Below are 18,949 nucleotides of genomic sequence, written 5' to 3'. Positions count from 1 at the left end.
GGCCGGCACACACCGCCGCCGCGATCTCGGTCACCCCGAGCGAGGGGTACTCCCGGCGCAGCGCCGCTGCCGGCACCGACGTGCGACGCTGCGCCATCTCCCCGCCCTCCGCGCCGACCCGACCGCCGGTGGGTCCGATCGGCCGATCGGACACACCGTCGCATTACGACCCCGGGCGCGAGCACCTCCCCGGTCCGCCCGCCCGTCCGGCATGCTTACACGGTGAGCACCCTCACCGACACCGAGCCCACCGGGACGCTGTCCGACCCGTGGCCGGCCCCCACCGCGCGACGTCCCGTGACGGCCGTCGTCCCCGTCCCGGGCGCGAAGTCCGGCACCAACCGGGCGCTTGTCCTCGCCGCGCTGGCGGGCGGCCCGTCGCGGCTGCGCGGCGCGCTGCGCTCGCGGGACACCCTGCTGATGGCCGGCGTGCTGCGGTCCCTCGGCGCCGAGGTGGACACCGACGGGCCGGACTGGCTGGTCCGGCCGGCGCCCACGCCGGGGGTGGCGCCCGGCGCGCGGGCGGAGTGCGGCAACGCCGGGACCGTCGCCCGCTTCACTCCCGCCCTGGCCACGCTGCGCGAGGGCGACGTGGTGTTCGACGGCGACCCGCGGATGCGGGACCGCCCGCTCACCCCACTGCTCGGCGCCCTGCGCCGGCTGGGTGCGGACATCGATGGCGACCGGATGCCGTTCACGGTGCGCGGCCGGGGCGCACTGCCCGGTGGCGAGGTCACGGTGGACGCGTCCGACTCCAGCCAGCTCGTCTCCGGTCTGCTGCTCGCCGCTCCGCGCTACGACGCCGGCGTGACCGTCGTGCACCGTGGAACGCGGCTGCCCTCCGGCCCGTACCTGGACATGACGGTGGCAGACCTGCGGGCGGCCGGCGCGGTGGTGCAGGTCGGGCCGCCCGAGGCCGACGGCAGCCGACGGTGGCACGTCGAGCCGGGCGAGCTCGCCGGCGCCGACCGGGCCATCGAACCGGACATGAACACTGCCACGGCGTTCCTCGCGGCCGCGCTCGCCACCGGCGGCCGGGTCGTGATCCCGCACTGGCCGCAGGCCACCGAGCAGCCCGGGCGGATGCTGCCGGCGCTGCTCGCGGCGATGGGCGCGTCGACGGAGCGCACCGAGCACGGTCTCGCCGTTCGCGGCCACGGCACCGTGCACGGCATCGACGTCGACCTGAGCGACTTCGGCGAGGCGGCGCCGGTCCTGACCGCGCTCGCGGTGCTGGCCGACTCGCCGTCCCGGCTGCGTGGCATCGGGCACCTGCGGCTGCAGGAGACCGACCGGCTCGGCGCGCTCGCCGAGGAGCTCGGCAGCCTCGGCGCGCGGATCACCGTGACCGACGACGGGCTCGCGATCGAGCCGGCCCCGCTGCGCGGCGGGCGCCTCGATCCGCGCGCCGACCACCGCCTCGCGATGGCCTACGCGGTCGTCGGCCTGGTGGTTCCCGGCATCCTCATCGACGACATCGCGACGACCGGTAAGACGGTGCCGGACTTCCCCCGGATGTGGACGGCCATGCTCGCGGAGGAGTACCCGGCGACGGGCCCGACGCAGCCGTCAGGCGAACCGGCGTGAACCAGCGGACCGCGGGCTAGGCGATGCCACGCGAGCTCGACGAGGACGACGTCCGGATCCGGCCAGGGAAGGGATCTCGGCCCCGCACCCGGGAGCGGCCCGACCACGCCGAGGCGGTGCCCGCGGTGGTCGTCGGGGTGGACCGCGGCCGTTACACCTGCCGGCCCGATCCCTCCCCCGACCTGCTGGTCGCCGCGGTGCGCGGCGGGTCGATGCGCCGCACGTCCGTCGTCGTCGGCGACCGGGTGGCGCTGGTCGGTGACCTCTCCGGGGCGGCGGGTGCGCTGGCCCGGCTGGTGCGCCGGGAGGAACGCACCAGCGTGCTGCGGCGCACCCCGGACGACACCGATCCGGCCGAGCGGCCGATCGTCGCCAACGCGGAGATCCTGGTGATCGTCTGCTCGGTCGTGGACCCGGAGCCACGGCCCGGCCTGATCGACCGCTGCCTGGTCGCCGCCTACGACGGTGGCCTCTCGCCGGTGCTGTGCCTGACGAAGACGGACCTGACCGACGGCGACGCGATGGTCGAGCTCTACCGCCCGCTCGGGTTCCCGGTGGTGACCACCCGCCCGGACCACCCGCTGGACGAGCTGCTGGCGCTGCTGGCCGACCGGATGAGCGTGCTGTTCGGCCATTCGGGCGTCGGGAAGTCGAGCCTGGTCAACCGGCTGGTGCCGGACGCGGCCCGGGCGATCGGCGCGGTGAACGCCGTGACCGGCCGGGGGCGGCACACCTCGTCGGCCGCGGTCGCGCTGCGACTGCCGGCCGGCGGCACGGTGATCGACACCCCCGGGGTGCGCTCCCTCGGCCTCGGCGCGGTGTCACCCAACAGGGTGCTGCGGGCCTTCGCCGATCTCGCCGCCGCCGCGGCGTTGTGCCAGCCCGGCTGCGAGCACCTCGCGCCGTCCCCGGACTGCGCGCTGGACTCGGCGGTGCGGGTGGGCGACGCGGACGCCGCCCGGCTCGCGAGCCTGCGACGGCTGCTGGCCGCCCGCGGAACGCCCGCCTGACCCGCGCGAGGCCCGCCTGACCCGCAGAAGACCAGCGAGAACAGGGCGGCAGGAGATTCGTCACACTCTTCCCGCCACGCGGGTATCGGCGCTCTCGGCCCCGACGCCAAACCGGCTCGGCTCGTAGTCTCGCAGGGTGACCCCGCCTAATCCCACCTCCGTGAGCACCGAATCGAACGATGATCTCGACGCCGTCACGGTTGCCGACGATCTGGCGCTCGCACTGAGCCTCGCGGACGCCGCCGATCGGATTACTCTTTCCCGATTCCAGGCCGTTGACCTGCACGTCGAGTCCAAGCCCGACAACACGCCGGTCTCCGACGCGGACACCGCCGTCGAGTCCATGATCCGTTCACGGCTCGCGGTCGCCCGCCCGCAGGACGCGGTGCTGGGCGAGGAGGAAGGGCTCGTCGGCGCCGGCGGCGCCCGGCGGCGGTGGATCCTCGACCCGGTCGACGGCACGAAGAACTTCGTGCGCGGCGTCCCGGTCTGGGGCACCCTGCTCGGACTCGAGGTCGACGGCGAGATGGTCGTCGGGGTGGCCAGCGCGCCCGCGATGAGTCGGCGCTGGTGGGGGGCCCGGGGCACCGGTGCGTTCACCCGGGACGCGACCGGCGACACCCGGGCGCTGCGGGTGTCCTCCGTCAGCCGGCTCGACGACGCCTTCCTGTCCTTCGCCTCGGTGGAGGGCTGGCGCAAGGCGAATCGGCTCGACCAGTTCCTCGACCTGGCCGACCAGGTCTGGCGGACCCGGGGCTACGGCGACTTCTGGTCCCACATGATGGTCGCCGAGGGCGCCGTGGACCTCGCCTGCGAGCCGGAGGTGTCGCTGTGGGACATGGCGGCACTCGTCGTGATCGTCGAAGAGGCCGGCGGGCGGTTCACCGACCTGGCCGGTCAACGCGGTCCGGGCCACGGCACCGTCCTCACGACCAACGGGGTGTTGCACGACGCGGCCCTGCGGTCGTTCGTACGCTAAGGGCATGACTTTCGCCGGCCGCCCTCGGTGATCGGATTCGCGCACCGCGGGGCCCCGGCGCCACACCAGCGGGAGAACTGTCTTCCCGCCTTCCGGCGGGCGCTGGCCGCCGGGGCGACCGGTCTGGAGTCCGACGCCTGGCTGACCGCGGACGCGGTGCCGGTGCTGCACCACGACGGAATCGTCGGCCCGCCCGGCCGGCGGCGGCGGATCACGGAGCTGCCCGCCGAGCGGCTGCCGGGCTGGCTGCCGACGCTCGCGGCGTTCTACCAGGAACTCGGTACGGGATTCGAGTTCAGCCTCGATCTGAAGGGGCCGGCGGGCGGCTGGGAACGGGCGGCCGACGCCGTCGTGGCCGTCGCCAGCGGGGCCGGCGGGTGCGCGGCTGTGAGCCGGCTGTGGCTGTGCGGAAACCTGCCGGAACTCGCCGCCTACCGCGCGCGGGATCCGGACGTGCGGCTGGTGAACTCGACGTCGGTCGCGAACGTCCTGGCCGGTGGTGGGATCGAGGCGTACGGCGAGCGGCTGCGCGCCGCGGGCGTCGCCGCGCTGAATCTGCGGACCCGGGAATGGCGGCCGCAGCGGGCCGACTACGCGACCGTCCTGCATGATCTCGGCCTCGCGGCCTTCGGCTGGGACGCGCAACGCAGCGGCACGCTCAACCGGCTGGCCGGCTACGGGCTCGACGCGGTGTACAGCGACCATCTGCGCCGGCTGGTCCGGGTGACGGGATCCGCCGCGACCTAGCGACGACCCGGGGCGCGTCCACAGCGGCGCCGCCTGCACGTCAGCGTGGCAGTCCCACCGAATTGACTGTCGAAGCTGACGAAGTAGCCCAATGTGTTGTGCGCAGCGTGACGCCGCTCCCGGCGGAGTGTCATAACGTCTGCGGTTAGACCGACTTCCACCCAGCTATACGGTTGGCCGACCGGCAGTGGCAGCGATTGGGCCGCCGGACGAACCGCCGGATTGGTCGCGGCGCGCGATTACCGCACATCCCACCCGGTATACTACCGAGGCTCAAGGTGGCACTTTCCTGACACGGCGATGGCGACTGACTCCACTCAGTCCTCGTCGCCCTCGTCAGCGACGTTCAGCATCTGTTCCGGAAACCCTGTCCGTTCCGCGACCCGTCCGACGGAGTATCCCTGTCGAACGAGGTCACGAGCTTGCTCCAGGGTCCAGCCCCGTCCGGGATCGACCCGGCTAACAACCACTTCGCTCGCTTGGCGCCGTTCCTGGGGCCAGCTGAGCCGTGCACGGCGTGCCAACGGTCGACCTCCGCGATTTGACGACATTGGTGTCGTGCCACCAAGGATAGGCCATATTGACGCCGGCCTGCCCGTTGAACTACACGATAGCGGGTGGCGACCTGTTAATGCAGACCCGCGCCCGAACAGCGACATCACACGAACGCCGACCGGCCCGAACAGGCGGTGAGAGCACAAGGTAGGAGTCCACCGTACAGAGGCCTCGGGAACCTTACGCGTGACGAAGCGCATCGAGGTGAGCGGTTCAGCCAGAACATCTCCAACCACATCCACCGGAGGAGTTCCGGCGTCTCCTGACTTTGTCTGTGTCCCCGCTGACAGTTCCCGGCCGGGCGGGGGCGCCCGGCCTCGCTCGCCCAGGTGGGGATCAGCGCGCCTCGGGGGCCAGCGGCGGGCCCGCGGGCTCGGTGGCGCGGGTGTGCTCGCGCAGGATCGCCCGCCACTGGCGCGCCGAATGGTTCGCTGGCCGGGTCGTGGCCAGGAAATCGGTCAGGACCCGGCAGAACCGTTCCGGTTCGCTGTGATGCGGGAAGTGTCCGGCGTCCGCGAAGATCTCCAGCCGGCTGCCGGGCATCGCCGTGTGCGCCGTGCGGGCATGCCGGGCGGGAATGACGGCGTCGTGCTCCCCCCAGACGATCAGCGACGGCATCCCCGCCGCGAGGTAGCACCGGTCGAGCATCGTGATCGACTGACCGCGAGCGTCGATCACCGAGCGCAGCGTACGCAGGAAGGCGGCCCGGGCCGTCGGCGTTCCCAGCGAGTCGCCGACGCGCAGGATGTCCTCGGCGTCGCGGCCCAGGTCGGTGGGCAGCAGCCGCAGCGCGCGCATTCCGGTGCGCCCGGCCAGGCGCACCGGCGGCAGGCCCACCAGCGAGAGCACCGGCCCGGCTCCGGGCAGCGCCGCGGCCCGCAGCGCGGGATGCACATCCGGACCCACCCCGCCGGTCGCGACGAGCACCAGCCGCTCGCAACGCTCGGGGAACTGGTAGGCGAACTGCATCGCCACGCCGCCACCGAGCGAGTGCCCGATGACGGTGGCCCGCTCCACACCGAGCACGGTCAGCAGGTCCCGCATTCCGCAGGCGTAGCCGGCGATGGAGTAGTCGCCGCGCGGCTTGTCCGACAGTCCGTGGCCCAGCAGGTCGGGCGCGATGACGGTGTGGTGGCGGGCCAGCCGCGCGATGATCGGCAGCCAGGTACGCGCGTTGTCCCCGATGCCGTGGATGAGCAGGAGTACCGGGCCGTGCCCCGCGCGCAGGTAGCTGCGCCGGTAGCCGTGCACCGTGACGAACCGGGGCGTGGGTGCGGCGACGGGACCCCCGCCCCGCCCCGCGCCGCCGGCGTGTTCGCCGCCAGGGCCGCCGACCCCGTGGCCGCCGTCCAGGTCCGTGTGTCGGGCCGTTGCCCGCATGTCCGCCGCAGTCATGTCCGAGGCCGACCTCTTCTCGCCCGCCGAACGTCAGAACTCGATGTTGCTCATCACGTGCTTGATCCGGGTGTAGTCCTCCAGGCCGTACACGGAGAGGTCCTTGCCGTAGCCGCTGCGGCCGAAGCCGCCGTGGGGCATCTCCGCGACGATCGGGATATGAGTGTTGATCCAGACGCAGCCGAAGTCCAGCCGCCGCGCGACCCGCATCGCGCGGCCGTGGTCATGCGTCCACACGCTGGAGGCCAGCCCGTACTCCACGCCGTTGGCCCAGGCCACCGCCGCATCCTCGGAATCGAAGCGCTGCAGGGTGAGGACCGGTCCGAAAACCTCCGACTGGACGAGTTCGTCGTCCTGGCGCAGGCCGGCGATGACGGTGGCGGGATAGAAGTAGCCGGGCCGCGCCAGCGCCGCGCCGCCGGCGAGCACCTCGGCGTGCGCCGGGGCCCGCTCGACGAAACCGCCGACCCGGTCGAGCTGGCCGGAGCTGTTCAGCGGTCCGTAGTCGACGCCGGACTCCTGCGGAGCGCCGGTCACGGTGTCCCGGGCGGCCTTCGCCAGGGCCTCGGCCAGTTCGTCGTGGATACCGGGCGCGGCCAGCACGCGGGTCGCGGCGGTGCAGTCCTGCCCGGCGTTGAAGTACGCCGCGGCGGCGATGTCGGCGGCGACGGCGGCCGCGTCGACGTCGTCGAAGACGAGGACCGGCGCCTTGCCCCCAAGCTCCAGGTGTACCCGCTTGAGGGTGTCGGCGGCGGCCCGCGCGACCTCCATCCCGGCGCGCACGCTGCCCGTCACCGACACCATCGCCGGCCCCGGATGGGCGACGAGTGCGCGCCCGGCGTCCCGGTCGCCGCACACGACGTTCAGAACCCCCGGCGGCAGGAACTCGGCGGCGATCTCCGCGAGCAGCAGGCTGGACGCGGGCGTGGTGTCGGACGGCTTGAGCACGACCGTGTTGCCGGCGGCGATCGCCGGGGCGATCTTCCACACCGCCATCATCAGCGGGTAGTTCCACGGGGTGACCTGCGCGCACACCCCGACCGGCTCGCGGCGGACGTAGCTGGTGTGGCCGGCCAGGTACTCGCCGGCGGCGCGGCCTTCCAGCAGGCGGGCGGCCCCGGCGAAGAAGCGGAGCTGGTCCGCCGCCGGGCCGATCTCCTCGGTCACGGTCAGGCGCAGCGGCTTGCCGGTGTTGGCGCTCTCCACCGCGGCGACCTCGTCGGCCCGGTCCTCCAGGGCGTCCGCCAGCCGCAGCAGCGCCCGGGCCCGCTCCGACGGGGTGGTGTCACGCCAGCTCTCGAACGCCGTCGACGCGGCACGGACGGCGGCGTCGACGTCCGCGGGCCCCGAGCGGGGAGCCTGGGCCAACTCCCGCCCAGTGGACGGATCGATGATCGTCATCGTCTGCCCGTCGGCCGCCTGGGCCGGTTCGCCGCCGATCAGGTTGGCGAGGATCGCGTCCATGTGTCTCCTCCGCGTGCGGGCTGCACTCTGGGGCGGTTCGGCCTCAGGCCGTGAGGTCGTGGGCGAGGCTGTCGAGGCTGTCGAGGTAGCGCTCGACGTCGGCGTCGGTGTGCTGGACGGACAGGGTCCACTCCTCCTCGCGGCCCGGCGCCATCAGCACACCGCGGTTGGCGTTGTAGAGCCAGGCGAGCTCCGGCAGCTCCGCGAACTGGTGCGCCATGAAGGAGGTGTAGTCCCGGATGGGCGCGTCGGTGAAGTTCACACATCCCTTGGAGCTGATGCCGACGGTGTAACCAGGCAGGCCGTAGCGGGCCAGGATCGCGTCGCAGCCGGCGATCAGCCGGTCGCCCAGGCGGTCCAGGTGGGCGTAGGCGTCCTCGGTGAGGACCTCGAACAGGCTCGCCCGCGCCGCGGCCATCGACAGCGGGTTCCCGCTGTAGGTGCCGACCTGCTTCACCCGGTCACTGGCGACGATCTCCATGATCTCGGCGGTGGAGCCGATCGCGCCGGAGGGCAGGCCGCCGCCCAGCGCCTTGGCGAGGGTGACCATGTCCGGGCGCACCCCGAAACGCTCGGTGGCGCCGCCGGGGGCGACGCACAGGCCGGTCTTGACCTCGTCGAAGATCAGGATGATGCCGTGCCGGCTGGTGATCTCCCGGACCGCGGCCAGATAGCCCGGCTCGGGCAGGACGACCCCGAGGTTCATCATCGCCGGTTCCATGATCACACAGGCGGGCAGGCGGCCCTGCGCGGCGAGATCGGAGATCCGGCGTTCCATCGCCGGGGCGTCGTTGAACGGAACCGGGACGGTCAGCTCGACGACCGCACGCGGGATCCCCGCGCCGTAGCCGAGGGAGTTCATGTGATCGGCGGGGCCGATGTCGTCGTACGGCGTGCCGATCGAGACCATCACGTAGTCGTGGTGCCCGTGGTAGGAGCCGAAGATCTTGATGATGGTCTCGCGGCCGGTGACCCCGCGGGCGATGCGGATCGCGTCCATCGTCGCCTCGGAGCCGGAGTTCACGTACCGCCACTGCGGCAGGCCGAAGCGGCGGGCCAGCTCCTCGCTGACGACGACCGAGTCCTCCGTCGGCATGGCGAAATGGCTGCCGAGCGCGATCCGCTCGCTGACCGCCCGCACGATCGCCGGATGCGCGTGCCCCTGCACCATCGACCCGTAGCCGTTGTGGAAGTCGGAGTACTCGGTGCCGTCCACATCCCACACGAGCGACCCGCGCCCGTGCGTCAGATAGATCGGCCACGGGTCGCGGACCTGGTAGGACGACGGCACGCCGGACGTCATCGAGCGGACCGCCCGCTCGTGCAACCGCTGCGATCCACCGGTGCGGGCCCGCAGGCGGGCCTCCTCCCCCTCGGTGAGTTCGGTCGCTCTGGCCTGCAGCGCCGTGTGACTGACACCGCTACGGGTCCCCATCAGCTTCGACACCGTCCATGCACCCCTTCCGGCAGACGCCTACTGAAAGCGTAGCGCCGAGGGTCAAGCGGCGATGGAATCCGTCGAGAAAGGCCGATTTTTGAATCGCTTACCAGTTTGGTCGGGGTAGCCATACCATGACAGCAGACGCTCGACGGACGCATGGGCCACCCGCGACACCGGGTTCCCGACCGGCGGGCGGCCAGCGCCGCCGCCGGGCGGGACGAGGAGGATGCCGGGTGCAGTCTCGACGGCCGCTCGGCCAGCGCTCCTCCCCGGACGGCCTGCTCGATGACGTCAACAAGGCCATCATCGAGCAGCTCCAGCAGGACGGCCGGCGTTCCTACGCCGCGATGGCGACCGCCGTCGGCCTCTCCGAGGCGGCGGTGCGCCAGCGGGTCCAGCGCCTGCTCGACGCCGGTGTCATGCAGATCGTGGCGGTCACCGATCCGCTGCGGGTCGGCTTCCATCGCGAGGCGATGATCGGTGTGCGGGTGACGGGCGACAGCCGGATCGTCGCCGAGGCGATCGCCACGCTGCCCGAGGTGGACTACGTCGTGCTCACGGCGGGCTCGTTCGACATCATCGCGGAGCTCGTCGCCGAGAACGACGACCACCTGCTAGAGCTGATCAACTCGCGGATCCGGGCGATGTCGCAGGTGCTCGCCACGGAGACCTTCGTCTACCTGCGCCTGGTGAAACAGACCTACACCTGGGGAGTGCGCTGAGGCGCGGAGAACGAACCACCGGGGGCGGGCACCGACGGGCGGACCGGCCACCGCAAGGCGGAAGGCGACAACGTGGGAAAGTCCGGGCCGAACGGCACGCCAGGGCCCGCCCGCGCGAATCCTTTACCACGCCTCGCGCGTGAGGCGGCCAATGGCGGGAACGGTCGGCAGGGTCACCCCAACGACGGTCTCAACGCACAACCATAAAGTACCAACAAGAGTCCAACGTACGTAACGACGGTCAAACGAACTCGGCCCAGACATGATGGGGTGAGCATGGCGCTAGTCCACCATGACCCGCAGGACGGCATAATGATTACTCGCATCGGCCACGCAGAGATCACCGTGCGTCCCGAACCACCAGCGAGCGCCACCGGAGTCCCGGTGATCCTCCTGCGGGTGGATGCCCCGATGCTGGACACTCTCGCGGCCGCCTACCTCGACCCCGATGAGGCCCGCCGGCTGGCTCAGGCGCTCGTACGCGCGGCCGAGGCCGCCCGCCCGGCCTCTCCCTGGCGCACGCCACGCCCCGGAGCACGCTGACCCGTCCAACCCGACTCCCCGAGCCGGACCCGCGGGGCGCGGCCCGCCCGGCCGCGCCGCTCGCCCCGCCACCGCTCGCCCCGCCACGAGGCCGGGCGAGGGTCGTACCGGCGTTCGGCCGGCGGCTTCGGGCTCGGCGGCCACAGCGATCCGCCGTGAGCGGACGGCTCTACATTAAAAAAGACTCCCGGGAAGTTTCTCCCGGGAGTCTTTTTCCCTTTGTAGCGGGGGCAGGATTTGAACCTGCGACCTCTGGGTTATGAGCCCAGCGAGCTACCGAGCTGCTCCACCCCGCGTCGGTGTGAGTTCACCATACAGGGCTGACACCGGTAGGTGTCAAATGAGCGGGGGGACTTCTTCGGAATCTTTCCCGTGCCCCCTGTCCGGCCGGCCGCCGCGGCACGGCCACCTGGGGGCCCCGCTCACCCTGGAGCCCCGCAGCGGCCACGTCAGCCGGCCGGAACGCACCACGCGTCAGCCGGGCGAGGGCGACGCGCGCGCGGTCGGTGGCGTGGGAGGCGAGGCCGCCGGCGCCGAGACACTCGCCCGGACCGTCTCCGACGGGGTCGAACCGGCCGCCGACGGCCGCGGACTCGCCGACGCGCTCGGTACCGGGGTCGGCGCCGGGCTGGCGATCCCGCGCAGGCGACTCAGCGCGTTCGACAGGTCGGTCTGGGCCTGGCCGTAGGCGGTGAAGTCCGGCGGGCTCTTGCCCAGCGCCGCCTGCCCGGCCCGGTAGGCGCTGTCCGCGTCGCTCACGGCGTCCTGCAGGGCGCTGCCCCCGGCCGCGCCCCCGCTGGTGCTCGTGTCAGCGCCGCCGGTGACCGTGGTCGCGCCGCTGCCGGCCCCGGCGGCCCCGGCCCCGGCACCCGCACCGAAGACCTTCTCCAGGGCCTCCCCGAGCGACGTGCCGAACCCGATGTGCTCCCCGAACGCGGCGGCGACGCCCTGCAGTGTGGGATAGCCCGTACTGCCGCGGGCCTGCACGTAGTACGGCTCCACGTACAGCAGGCCCCCCGCCACCGGGAGCGTCAGCAAGTTCCCCTCGATCGTCTGGGACCCGGCGCCGCGCCACAGCGTCAACTGGTTGGCGACCTCGCCGTTGGCCTCGATCGCGTTCTGCACCTGGACCGGGCCGTTGATCGTGCTGCCTGGCGGCAGCTTCAGCAGGGTGAACTGCCCGTAGTTCGACGGGTCGCTCGACACCGCCATGTACGCCGCGAGCTTCGACGAGCGGGCGGAGATCAGCGGCGAGGTCAGGTTGTAGGACGGCTTCGTCCGGTCGGGCAGCTGGCTGTAGACGTAGAACGGCGGCTGCGGCTGCCCACTGCCGTCCGGCGAGTCGGAGACCTGCCAGAAGTCCTCCTGCGAGTAGAAGTCCCGCGGGTCGGACACGTGGTACTGGCCGATGAGGTCCCGCTGCACCTTGAACAGGTCCTCGGGATAGCGCAGGTGCTCCATCAGCGACGACGAGATGGCCTTCTTCGGCTTCACCGTGTCCGGGAAGGCCTTCATCCAGGTGCGCAGCACCGGGTCGGACTCGTCCCAGGCGTAGAGGGTGACCGTGCCGTCGTAGGCGTCGACGGTGGCCTTCACCGAGTTGCGGATGTAGTTCACCTGGTTCGCGGCCTGCTGGGTGCGGTTGCCGCTCTGCGCGGTGACCGAGTCGGCGGTGACGTCACCGAGGGTGCGGCGGGCCGAGTACGGATAGCCGTCGGAGGTCGTGTAGCCGTCGAGGATCCAGGTGATGTGGCCGTTGACCACCGCCGGGTACGGGTCACCGTCGAGGGTGAGCCAGGGAGCGGCCTTGCTCACCCGCTCGCGCGGGTTGCGTTCGTAGAGGATCCGGGAGTTCTTGGTGATGTCCCCGGACAGCAGCAGGTTCTGGTCCCCGAACCGCAGAGCGAACAGCGCCTGGCGGAACGTCGAGCCGACCGAGACCCCGCCGCTGCCGGTGTACGTCGTCGTGGCCTGGGTGTCCGTGCCCCGGCCCGGACCGTCGATCTCCACCTGGCGGGTGCCCACCACCGAGTAGTCCGGCGACATCTCGCCGAAGTAGACCCGGTCCTGCGTGATGCCGAAGTCACCCTGCTGCGGCAGGTTGCTCGCGCCCTGGTCGAACGCGGGCTGGCCCGCGTCGACCGTGCTCGACGGAGCGGCGACGAAGCCCTTGCCGTGGGTGTACGTCAGATGCTCGTTGATCCAGTTGCGCTGGTCGGTACCGAGGCCCGCCTGGTTCAGCTCGCGGACGGACACGACGTAGTCACCGGTGGTCTTCTTGCCGTCGGCACCGGTGACGGTGTAGCGGTCGACGTCCAGTGTCTTCGGGAACGTGTAGTAGCCACGGATCTGCTGGAGCTGCTGGAACGTCCGCGACAGCTTGCTCGGGTCGAGCAGGCGGATGTTGGGCACCGTGCCCTTGTCGGCCCCTACCTGCGCGGCGGTGACGTCGGTGCGGGCGGCGTAGGACTGGGACCGCACGTCGGCGATGCCGTACGCGGCCCGGGTGGCGTCGATGTTTCGCTGGATGTACGGCTGCTCGCGGCTGGCCTCGTTCGGCCGCACCTGGAACTGCTGGACGAACGCCGGGTAGATCCCGCCGATCACCACCGAGGACAGCACCAGGATTCCCGCCCCGAGCAGCGGTAGCGTCCAGCCGCGCTGGAAGATGTTGTAGATGAACAGCACCGCGCAGGCCAGCGAGATGAACAGCAGGATCAGCTTCGCTGGCAGCACGGCGTGCACGTCGGTGTAGGAGGCGCCCGTCCCCACCCCGCGGGCGGAGAACACCGCGCCGAAGCGGTCCAGGTAGTACGCCCAGGCCTTGAGCAGCGCCAGCAGGCCGAGCAGCACGGAGATGTGCGCCTTGGCCGCGGGACTCACCCGCTCCCCGGGGGTCTGCAGCCGGATTCCGCCGAACAGGTAGTGGGTGAGCACCGTGACCAGCAGTGACAGCAGCACGGCGGTCAGCAGGAAGCCCAGCAGGAAGCGCTCGAACGGGTAGGTGAACGCGTAGTAGCTGATGTCCCGGTGGAACTGGGGGTCGGTCTTCCCGAACGACTCGCTGTTGACCCACAGCAGCCACGTCCGCCACCGGCCGGAGGCGGAAAGGCCGGACGCCAGGCCGAACAGCGCCGCGATCCCGATCAGGACCAGCTTCAGGTACGGCTCGATCGCCGACCGGTACCGCTCCAGGTTCTGTTGTTCGGTGGACATCGGGCGCAGCGGGGGCCGCAGCCGGTACCCCAGTACGATGTTGACCCCGATGACGACTGCCATCACCACGCCGAACAGGAAGAACAGCAGGATGCGGGTGTAGATGACGGTCGTGAAGACCTTGCTGAAGTTGACCGACCGATAGAACAGCAGGTCTGTGTAGAACCGGGTGAAGACAGTGACGAACGCGATCAGAAGCGCCAGGACCAGCAGCACCGGGACTATCACCCTGGCGCGGCTCAGCGCCAGCCGGCGGCTGGTCGTTGCCACAGTTCCTCCGAGCGGTCGGGCCTTCACGATGCCGGCGTACGGCGGACGCGGGGCGCGCGAAGCACCCCAGTACGGCAACCTACGCCAGCGCCTCGGGGGGAATCGGAGAGGATGGGTTGGTGAGCAGCCCGAACATCACTGAGTTGACCTCCGTCGTACTCGAGGTCGAGCGGCACGTCGCCGATTCCGGTTGGGACCAGCCCAGCCAGGTCTACGCGCTTGCCGACACCGCTGACCTGCTGGCCCGCGAGCCAGCCCTCGCCCCGCACATCGGAGATTCCCCACCCGGGTCGCTGACACCGGTCGAACAGGAGCCGCTGCCGATGGGGCGGCTCGACGAGGTGCTCGCGGGCATCGGCTGGCCACCGGAGGTGCTGGGCTGCGTGCTGGTCACGGAACTCGTGGTGCTGCCGCCGAGCGCCGAGGAGGAGGCACCCTACTCGGACGACGAGATCGAGTACTGGGCGGCGAACCATCCGGAGCGCCAGGACGTCCGCCTCGCCGTGGCCGTGACCCGCAGTGGGCTGCACGCTTCCTGCCTGCGGGTGCGAGGGGACGACGAACTCGTCGTCGACCCCGATCTCGCCGACAACCTCATCGACGGGCTGCTCGCGACCTTCCAGTGACCGGGCCCGGCCGGCGAGCCGGGCTCGCCGCGCCGTGCCCCGGGCCCGCCCGGGCCGATCTCGACCCGGGCGCCCTCGGGACGCCCGCCGTGTCAGCAGGGAGTCAGCAGGAGGGGACGTTCGCCGCCGGGTTCGTCCGCAGGGCGTCGACCGCCTTCAGCGCTCCCGCGAGGGTGTCCACCTTCACCAGCTTGGGCGCGCTACCGCCCACCGCACGGGCGTCCGCGCAGTTCGCCGCCGGCACCAGGAAGATCGACGAGCCGGACGCCCGGGCTCCGAGGACCTTCTGCTGGATACCGCCGATGGGGCCCACCACACCGTCGGCAGTGATGGTTCCGGTGCCGGCGATGTTCTTCCCGCCGGTCAGCTCGCCCGGGGTGAGCAGGTCGACGATGCCCAGCGCGAACATCAGGCCGGCGCTCGGCCCGCCCACGTCCGACAGGCGGATGCGGACGGTGAACGGATAGGTCCGCTTCTCCGTGGTGGTGATGCCGATCATGGCGCGGGCGGCGTCACCGGTGGCCGGGCGGGTCGTGATGGACACGCTCGCCGGCTTGCCGTCCCGGGTGTAGTCGATCGTCGCCGGTGCGCCGGGGCGCACCTTGCCGATCTCGGCACGCAGCTGCTCCTGGGTGCTCACCGCGATCCCGTTGACTTTGGTGATCACGTCTTCGGGGGCGAGCCTGCCGGTGGCCGGTGAGCCGGCGGGGACAGTGAACACGGCCACCGAGTGGCCGGTCGCCGCGACGCCGAGCTGGGTGAGCGCGGCGGCAGTTGCCTGGTCCTGGGAGTCGAGCATGGCCTGCGCGTTCTCCTGCTGGACCTGCTCCTGGGTTGAGCCGCGCGGCCGGATGAGCTCGGTGGGCACGACCGCACGGTCGGACGAGAGCCAGTCCTCCAGCGCGCCGAGCAGGTTCAGCTTCGGGGTCTCCTCGACCGTGGTCAGCTCGAGGCGGCCCGAGGTCGGGTAGGTCCGCCGACCGTCCACCGTGATCAGCTTCGTGCCGTCCACCGAGCCGAGGGTGTCGGTGACGGGCCCGGGGGCCAGGGTCACGAAAGGTACCGGCAGCCACAGGCCCACCACCAGGAGCGCCAGCGCCAGTACCGACGTGACCACCAGAGTCTGGGTGCGCCGGGCCATGACCGCAGTCTATGTACCACGGGCACCACGGACGGGCGGTGCCCGCGGCCACCGCGTCGGCAGCGGCCACGGGCCCTGACCGATGGGTTCCGGGCGGCCCGCTCACGGGCGGCCCGCTCACGCGCGGCCCGCTCACGCGCGGCTCAGAGCAGGTCGTCCCCCGGCCGCGCCGGACGGTACGGCAGCGGCACGGTGTCGACCATCGACTCGGCCAGCGCCGCCGCCGGGTCGTGGCCGACCGACTGCCCGTCGCCAGCCGGGTCGCCGGTGGGCTGGTTCAGGGCGAAGGGATCGCCAGGCGCATAGAGCCCGTAGAGACCATGCGGGTCATCAAAAGGGGTCGGTTCGGGGTAGCCGGAATCGTCGAGGCCGAATCCGGGCCGCGGGCCGGACTGGTCGGGAATCGGGCGGGCCAGCGCGGCCATGCTTCGCCGATAGCCCGCGATCGTGATCATTGCTTCGGAGGAGCGGTCGGGCCGACTGCGCAGCGCAGTCCACGCGATCGCAAGGAGGACGGCGACTGGGGGGATCAACAGGAACCACATGAGAAGCCTCGACGTCGAGACGAACAAGAAGATGACTTATTTCTATCGTAGGTGCCCCGCTCAGCAGGCGCCTACCCATTCCGTCGAGCCATCCTCAAAAATCTGATGTTTCCAAATGGGAACCTGCGCCTTGATGTCATCGATCAGACGACGACAGGCGGCAAAAGCCTCCGCCCGGTGCGCCGCACCCACGGCCACCACGACCGCGAGCTCGCCCACCTGGAGGTGCCCCACGCGGTGGGTCACCGCGATGGCGCGCACCGGCTCAGCGGCGGCGACCTCGGCCGCGACCCGCTCGATCTCCGCCACGGAGCGTGGATGCGCTTCGTAAGCGAGATCGGTCACCGGCCGATCATCGTCGTGGTTCCTGACAGACCCCACGAACAGCGCGATCCCGCCCACATCCGGGAGGAGCACGGCGGCGAGGCACTCATCGACCGACAACGGACTGTCACGAACCTGCGCGAAGATCACCCGCGCGGGGGCGCCCACCGGCTCCCCCCCACCGGGCGGCGGGGGGGCCTGGCGGGCCGCGGCGGCCGGCGCGTCCTGTCCTGCCGGGACGACCGGGCCCCGTCCCGGCCCAGGCACGCCGGAGGCGCCATCCACCGCCACGGCGGACGTGGGAGAACACGGCGAGTCCACATCCCCGACCCTAACCGGACAGGACACCATCCGTTCCGGCCAGCGGGCAGAAAACGCATTACCGTGGGTTCATGCCCGAACCGCGCGCGCAAGGTACCGCCCCCCGATCAGGCCACGTCCGATGAGTGGGCCCTTCCCCTTCGGCTTCACGCCCTCCGATGGCGGGGACGAACCCCGATCGCCGTTCGGCGGCGGGGCGCCGTTCTTCGCCGAACTGGAACGGCTGATGTCGTGGCAGGGCGGCCCGGTCAACTGGGAGCTGGCCCGGCAGGTCGCCGTCCGTTCACTGGGTGACGGGGCGGCCAGTGTGCCGATGGGCCAGCAGCATCTGGTCGGCGAGGCGCTGCGGATCGCCGACGTCTGGCTCGACCCGATGACGGCCCTGCCCGCCGGCGCCACCGCGGCGGCCGGCTGGTCCCGGGTGGAGTGGATCGAGAAGACGCTGCCGGTGTGGAAGACCCTGTGCGACCCGATCGCCACCAAGGTCGTCGAAGCGATGCGCTCGGGCATTTCCAGCGGGCTGAGCCAGCTCGGGGGCGGCGGGGTCGAGCTGCCGAGTGAGCTGCGCGACGCCCTCCCGCCGGGGGTCGACCTCAGCGCGCTGCTGGCCTCGGGCGGACCGATTGTGCAGATGATGAACCAGGTCGGCGGCATGCTGTTCGGCGCGCAGGTCGGGCAGGCGATCGGGACGCTGGCCGCCGAGGTCGTCTCCTCGACCGACGTGGGCCTGCCGCTCGGCCCCGCGGGCACGGCCGCGCTCGTGCCGGCCAGTGTCACCGCGTTCGGCACCGGGCTGGAGATCCCCGAGGACGAGGTGCGGATCTACCTGGCGCTGCGGGAGGCCGCCTCCAACCGACTGTTCGCCCACGTGCCGTGGCTGCGCGCGCACGTGCTCGGCGCGGTCGAGGAGTACGCCCGCGGCATCGCGGTGGACACCGAGGCGGTCGGCCGAGTCATGCGGATGGTCGACCCGACCGCGCTGATGAACCCCGAGCGGCTGTCCGAGGCGCTCGGGGAGGACGTGTTCAACGACGCGACGACTCCCGAGCAGAAGGCGGCCCTGGCCCGGCTCGAACTGATCCTGGCGCTCATCGAGGGCTGGGTGGACCACGTGACCGACGCGGCGGCCACCGGCCACCTGCCCGCCGCCGGCCGGCTGCGCGAGATGGTCCGCCGCCGCCGGGCCGAGGGCGGCCCTGGCGAGCAGACCTTCGCCACGCTGGTCGGCCTGTCGCTGCGGCCCCGCAAGCTGCGGGAGGCCGCGGCGCTGTGGGCGCAGCTGACCGAGGCGCGTGGCCGGGACGGTCGGGACGCCGTCTGGGCCCACCCGGACCTGCTGCCCACGGCGGACGACCTGAGTTCGCCGGCGGACTTCGTCGCGGGCGCGAGTTCCGGTGTCCTGGACGATCCGATCGGCGAAATCGAGAAGCTGCGTGACACCCCGGCGCCGGAGGGTGGTTCCATGTCGCGGCCGAAGGACTCCCGCGACGACGGTTCAGACGGCTCGGCGACGCCTGACGGCCCGGCGGACCCGCAGGGCCCACCCGCCGGCTGAGCCCTGCTCGACGCGGCGCCCCGCAGCGGGGGCGGGGAGCTGGCTGCGACGGTCGCGGGCGAACACCGATCCACAGGACCGTCCACAGGCCCTCCACAGCCCGTCGAACGCGCTGGCCGCCGGCCTCGCGGGCGTGGCACGGTGGGGATCAACTGGCTCACGGGCCAGTTGGTCCCATTCGTGCCGGCGGCCGCGGCCGCCGGCGGACCTGCGGGGGATCCATGCGCCCGATCCTCAAGCCGGGCCTACGCCGGCTCTGGCACGACGGTTCCACCCTGCAGCTCGGTATCGACCCGGTGACCGCCGTCGTCCTCGCCGGCCTGCGGCCGGCCGACACCGAGCTGATCGACGCGCTCGACGGCCGCCGCACCCTGGAACAGCTCCGCCTCGACGCCGGCGGTCCGGGGCGGCGCCTGCTCGACCTGCTGGGCACGGCCGGCCTGCTCCACGACGCCGGCCCGCCGGATGATGCCTGGGCCGCCCCCGGCCTCCCGCCGCTGCCCCCGGC

At 72.0% G+C, this 18,949-nt stretch carries 15 protein-coding genes, 1 tRNA gene and 1 pseudogene; 9 read left to right on the top strand and 8 right to left on the bottom strand.

The window, feature by feature from the left end; translation table 11 throughout:
- Positions 1-222 precede the first annotated feature (222 nt).
- The 4 genes from aroA (at position 223) to MXD58_RS05215 (ending at position 4,323) form a co-directional block, all read left to right on the top strand.
- On the top strand, positions 223-1,587 hold the full coding sequence (gene aroA, locus MXD58_RS05230; RefSeq protein ID WP_248836784.1) for a 3-phosphoshikimate 1-carboxyvinyltransferase: 1,365 nt from the start codon (positions 223-225) through the stop codon (positions 1,585-1,587).
- Between the two features lie 23 nt (positions 1,588-1,610).
- Positions 1,611-2,597 (top strand): ribosome small subunit-dependent GTPase A, encoded by a 987-nt coding sequence (gene rsgA / locus MXD58_RS05225; RefSeq protein ID WP_248836785.1) that lies wholly within the window; start codon positions 1,611-1,613, stop codon positions 2,595-2,597.
- Between the two features lie 136 nt (positions 2,598-2,733).
- Positions 2,734-3,576 carry a histidinol-phosphatase gene (gene hisN / locus MXD58_RS05220; RefSeq protein WP_374615659.1) on the top strand — a complete coding sequence of 281 codons (843 nt, stop codon included), beginning with the start codon at positions 2,734-2,736 and terminating at the stop codon, positions 3,574-3,576.
- A 27-nt stretch (positions 3,577-3,603) separates the two neighbouring features.
- The gene (locus MXD58_RS05215; RefSeq protein WP_248836787.1) at positions 3,604-4,323 is read left to right on the top strand and encodes a glycerophosphodiester phosphodiesterase; all 720 of its coding nucleotides are present in this window, start codon (positions 3,604-3,606) and stop codon (positions 4,321-4,323) included.
- 891 nt (positions 4,324-5,214) lie between these two features.
- Here MXD58_RS05215 and MXD58_RS05210 read toward each other — a convergent pair.
- Genes MXD58_RS05210 through MXD58_RS05200 form a run of 3 tightly spaced genes read right to left on the bottom strand, consistent with a single transcriptional unit; the run spans position 5,215 to position 9,172 of the window.
- Complete coding sequence (locus MXD58_RS05210; protein ID WP_248836788.1) at positions 5,215-6,273, bottom strand: alpha/beta fold hydrolase; 1,059 nt, start codon at positions 6,271-6,273, stop codon at positions 5,215-5,217.
- Positions 6,274-6,306: 33 nt separating this feature from the next.
- Entirely contained in the window at positions 6,307-7,737 is a 1,431-nt protein-coding gene (locus tag MXD58_RS05205) for a gamma-aminobutyraldehyde dehydrogenase (RefSeq protein ID WP_248836789.1), read from the bottom strand.
- Positions 7,738-7,780: 43 nt separating this feature from the next.
- Positions 7,781-9,172 carry an aspartate aminotransferase family protein gene (locus MXD58_RS05200; RefSeq protein WP_248836790.1) on the bottom strand — a complete coding sequence of 464 codons (1,392 nt, stop codon included), beginning with the start codon at positions 9,170-9,172 and terminating at the stop codon, positions 7,781-7,783.
- Positions 9,173-9,411: 239 nt separating this feature from the next.
- On the opposite strand from MXD58_RS05200, the gene MXD58_RS05195 reads away from it, so the two are divergent.
- Both MXD58_RS05195 and MXD58_RS05190 read left to right on the top strand, forming a co-directional pair.
- Entirely contained in the window at positions 9,412-9,900 is a 489-nt protein-coding gene (locus tag MXD58_RS05195) for an Lrp/AsnC family transcriptional regulator (protein WP_248836791.1), read from the top strand.
- Between the two features lie 276 nt (positions 9,901-10,176).
- Entirely contained in the window at positions 10,177-10,443 is a 267-nt protein-coding gene (locus tag MXD58_RS05190) for a DUF6907 domain-containing protein (RefSeq protein WP_248836792.1), read from the top strand.
- Positions 10,444-10,665: 222 nt separating this feature from the next.
- On the opposite strand, the gene MXD58_RS05185 is transcribed toward MXD58_RS05190, so the two are convergent.
- Positions 10,666-10,739, bottom strand: a tRNA-Met gene (locus MXD58_RS05185).
- Between the two features lie 178 nt (positions 10,740-10,917).
- A complete protein-coding gene (locus MXD58_RS05180) occupies positions 10,918-13,929 on the bottom strand; it encodes a UPF0182 family membrane protein (protein WP_248836793.1) in 3,012 nt (1,003 codons plus the stop codon).
- Between the two features lie 119 nt (positions 13,930-14,048).
- On the opposite strand from MXD58_RS05180, the gene MXD58_RS05175 reads away from it, so the two are divergent.
- A complete protein-coding gene (locus MXD58_RS05175) occupies positions 14,049-14,555 on the top strand; it encodes a PPA1309 family protein (protein ID WP_248821422.1) in 507 nt (168 codons plus the stop codon).
- Between the two features lie 103 nt (positions 14,556-14,658).
- On the opposite strand, the gene MXD58_RS05170 is transcribed toward MXD58_RS05175, so the two are convergent.
- From MXD58_RS05170 to MXD58_RS05160, 3 genes are all read right to left on the bottom strand, one after another.
- Positions 14,659-15,696, bottom strand: a complete 1,038-nt coding sequence (locus MXD58_RS05170; protein ID WP_248836794.1) for a YlbL family protein — start codon at positions 15,694-15,696, stop codon at positions 14,659-14,661.
- A 143-nt stretch (positions 15,697-15,839) separates the two neighbouring features.
- Entirely contained in the window at positions 15,840-16,241 is a 402-nt protein-coding gene (locus MXD58_RS05165) for a hypothetical protein (protein WP_250609084.1), read from the bottom strand.
- A gap of 60 nt (positions 16,242-16,301) precedes the next feature.
- A complete protein-coding gene (locus MXD58_RS05160) occupies positions 16,302-16,733 on the bottom strand; it encodes a molybdenum cofactor biosynthesis protein MoaE (RefSeq protein WP_248836796.1) in 432 nt (143 codons plus the stop codon).
- 274 nt (positions 16,734-17,007) lie between these two features.
- On the opposite strand from MXD58_RS05160, the gene MXD58_RS05155 reads away from it, so the two are divergent.
- Together MXD58_RS05155 and MXD58_RS05150 are read left to right on the top strand one after the other, a co-directional pair.
- Positions 17,008-18,441: a zinc-dependent metalloprotease gene (locus MXD58_RS05155; protein ID WP_248836797.1), complete on the top strand. Its 1,434-nt coding sequence runs from the start codon at positions 17,008-17,010 to the stop codon at positions 18,439-18,441.
- A gap of 221 nt (positions 18,442-18,662) precedes the next feature.
- Positions 18,663-18,949: pseudogene (locus tag MXD58_RS05150) on the top strand (thiamine biosynthesis protein ThiF); the annotation flags it as partial.

It is taken from the genome of Frankia sp. AgKG'84/4 (genome assembly GCF_023242965.2).
Taxonomy (GTDB): domain Bacteria; phylum Actinomycetota; class Actinomycetes; order Frankiales; family Frankiaceae; genus Frankia.
The sequence above is the reverse complement of the archived record's forward strand: the minus strand, read 5'-3'. Positions and strand labels throughout refer to the sequence as shown.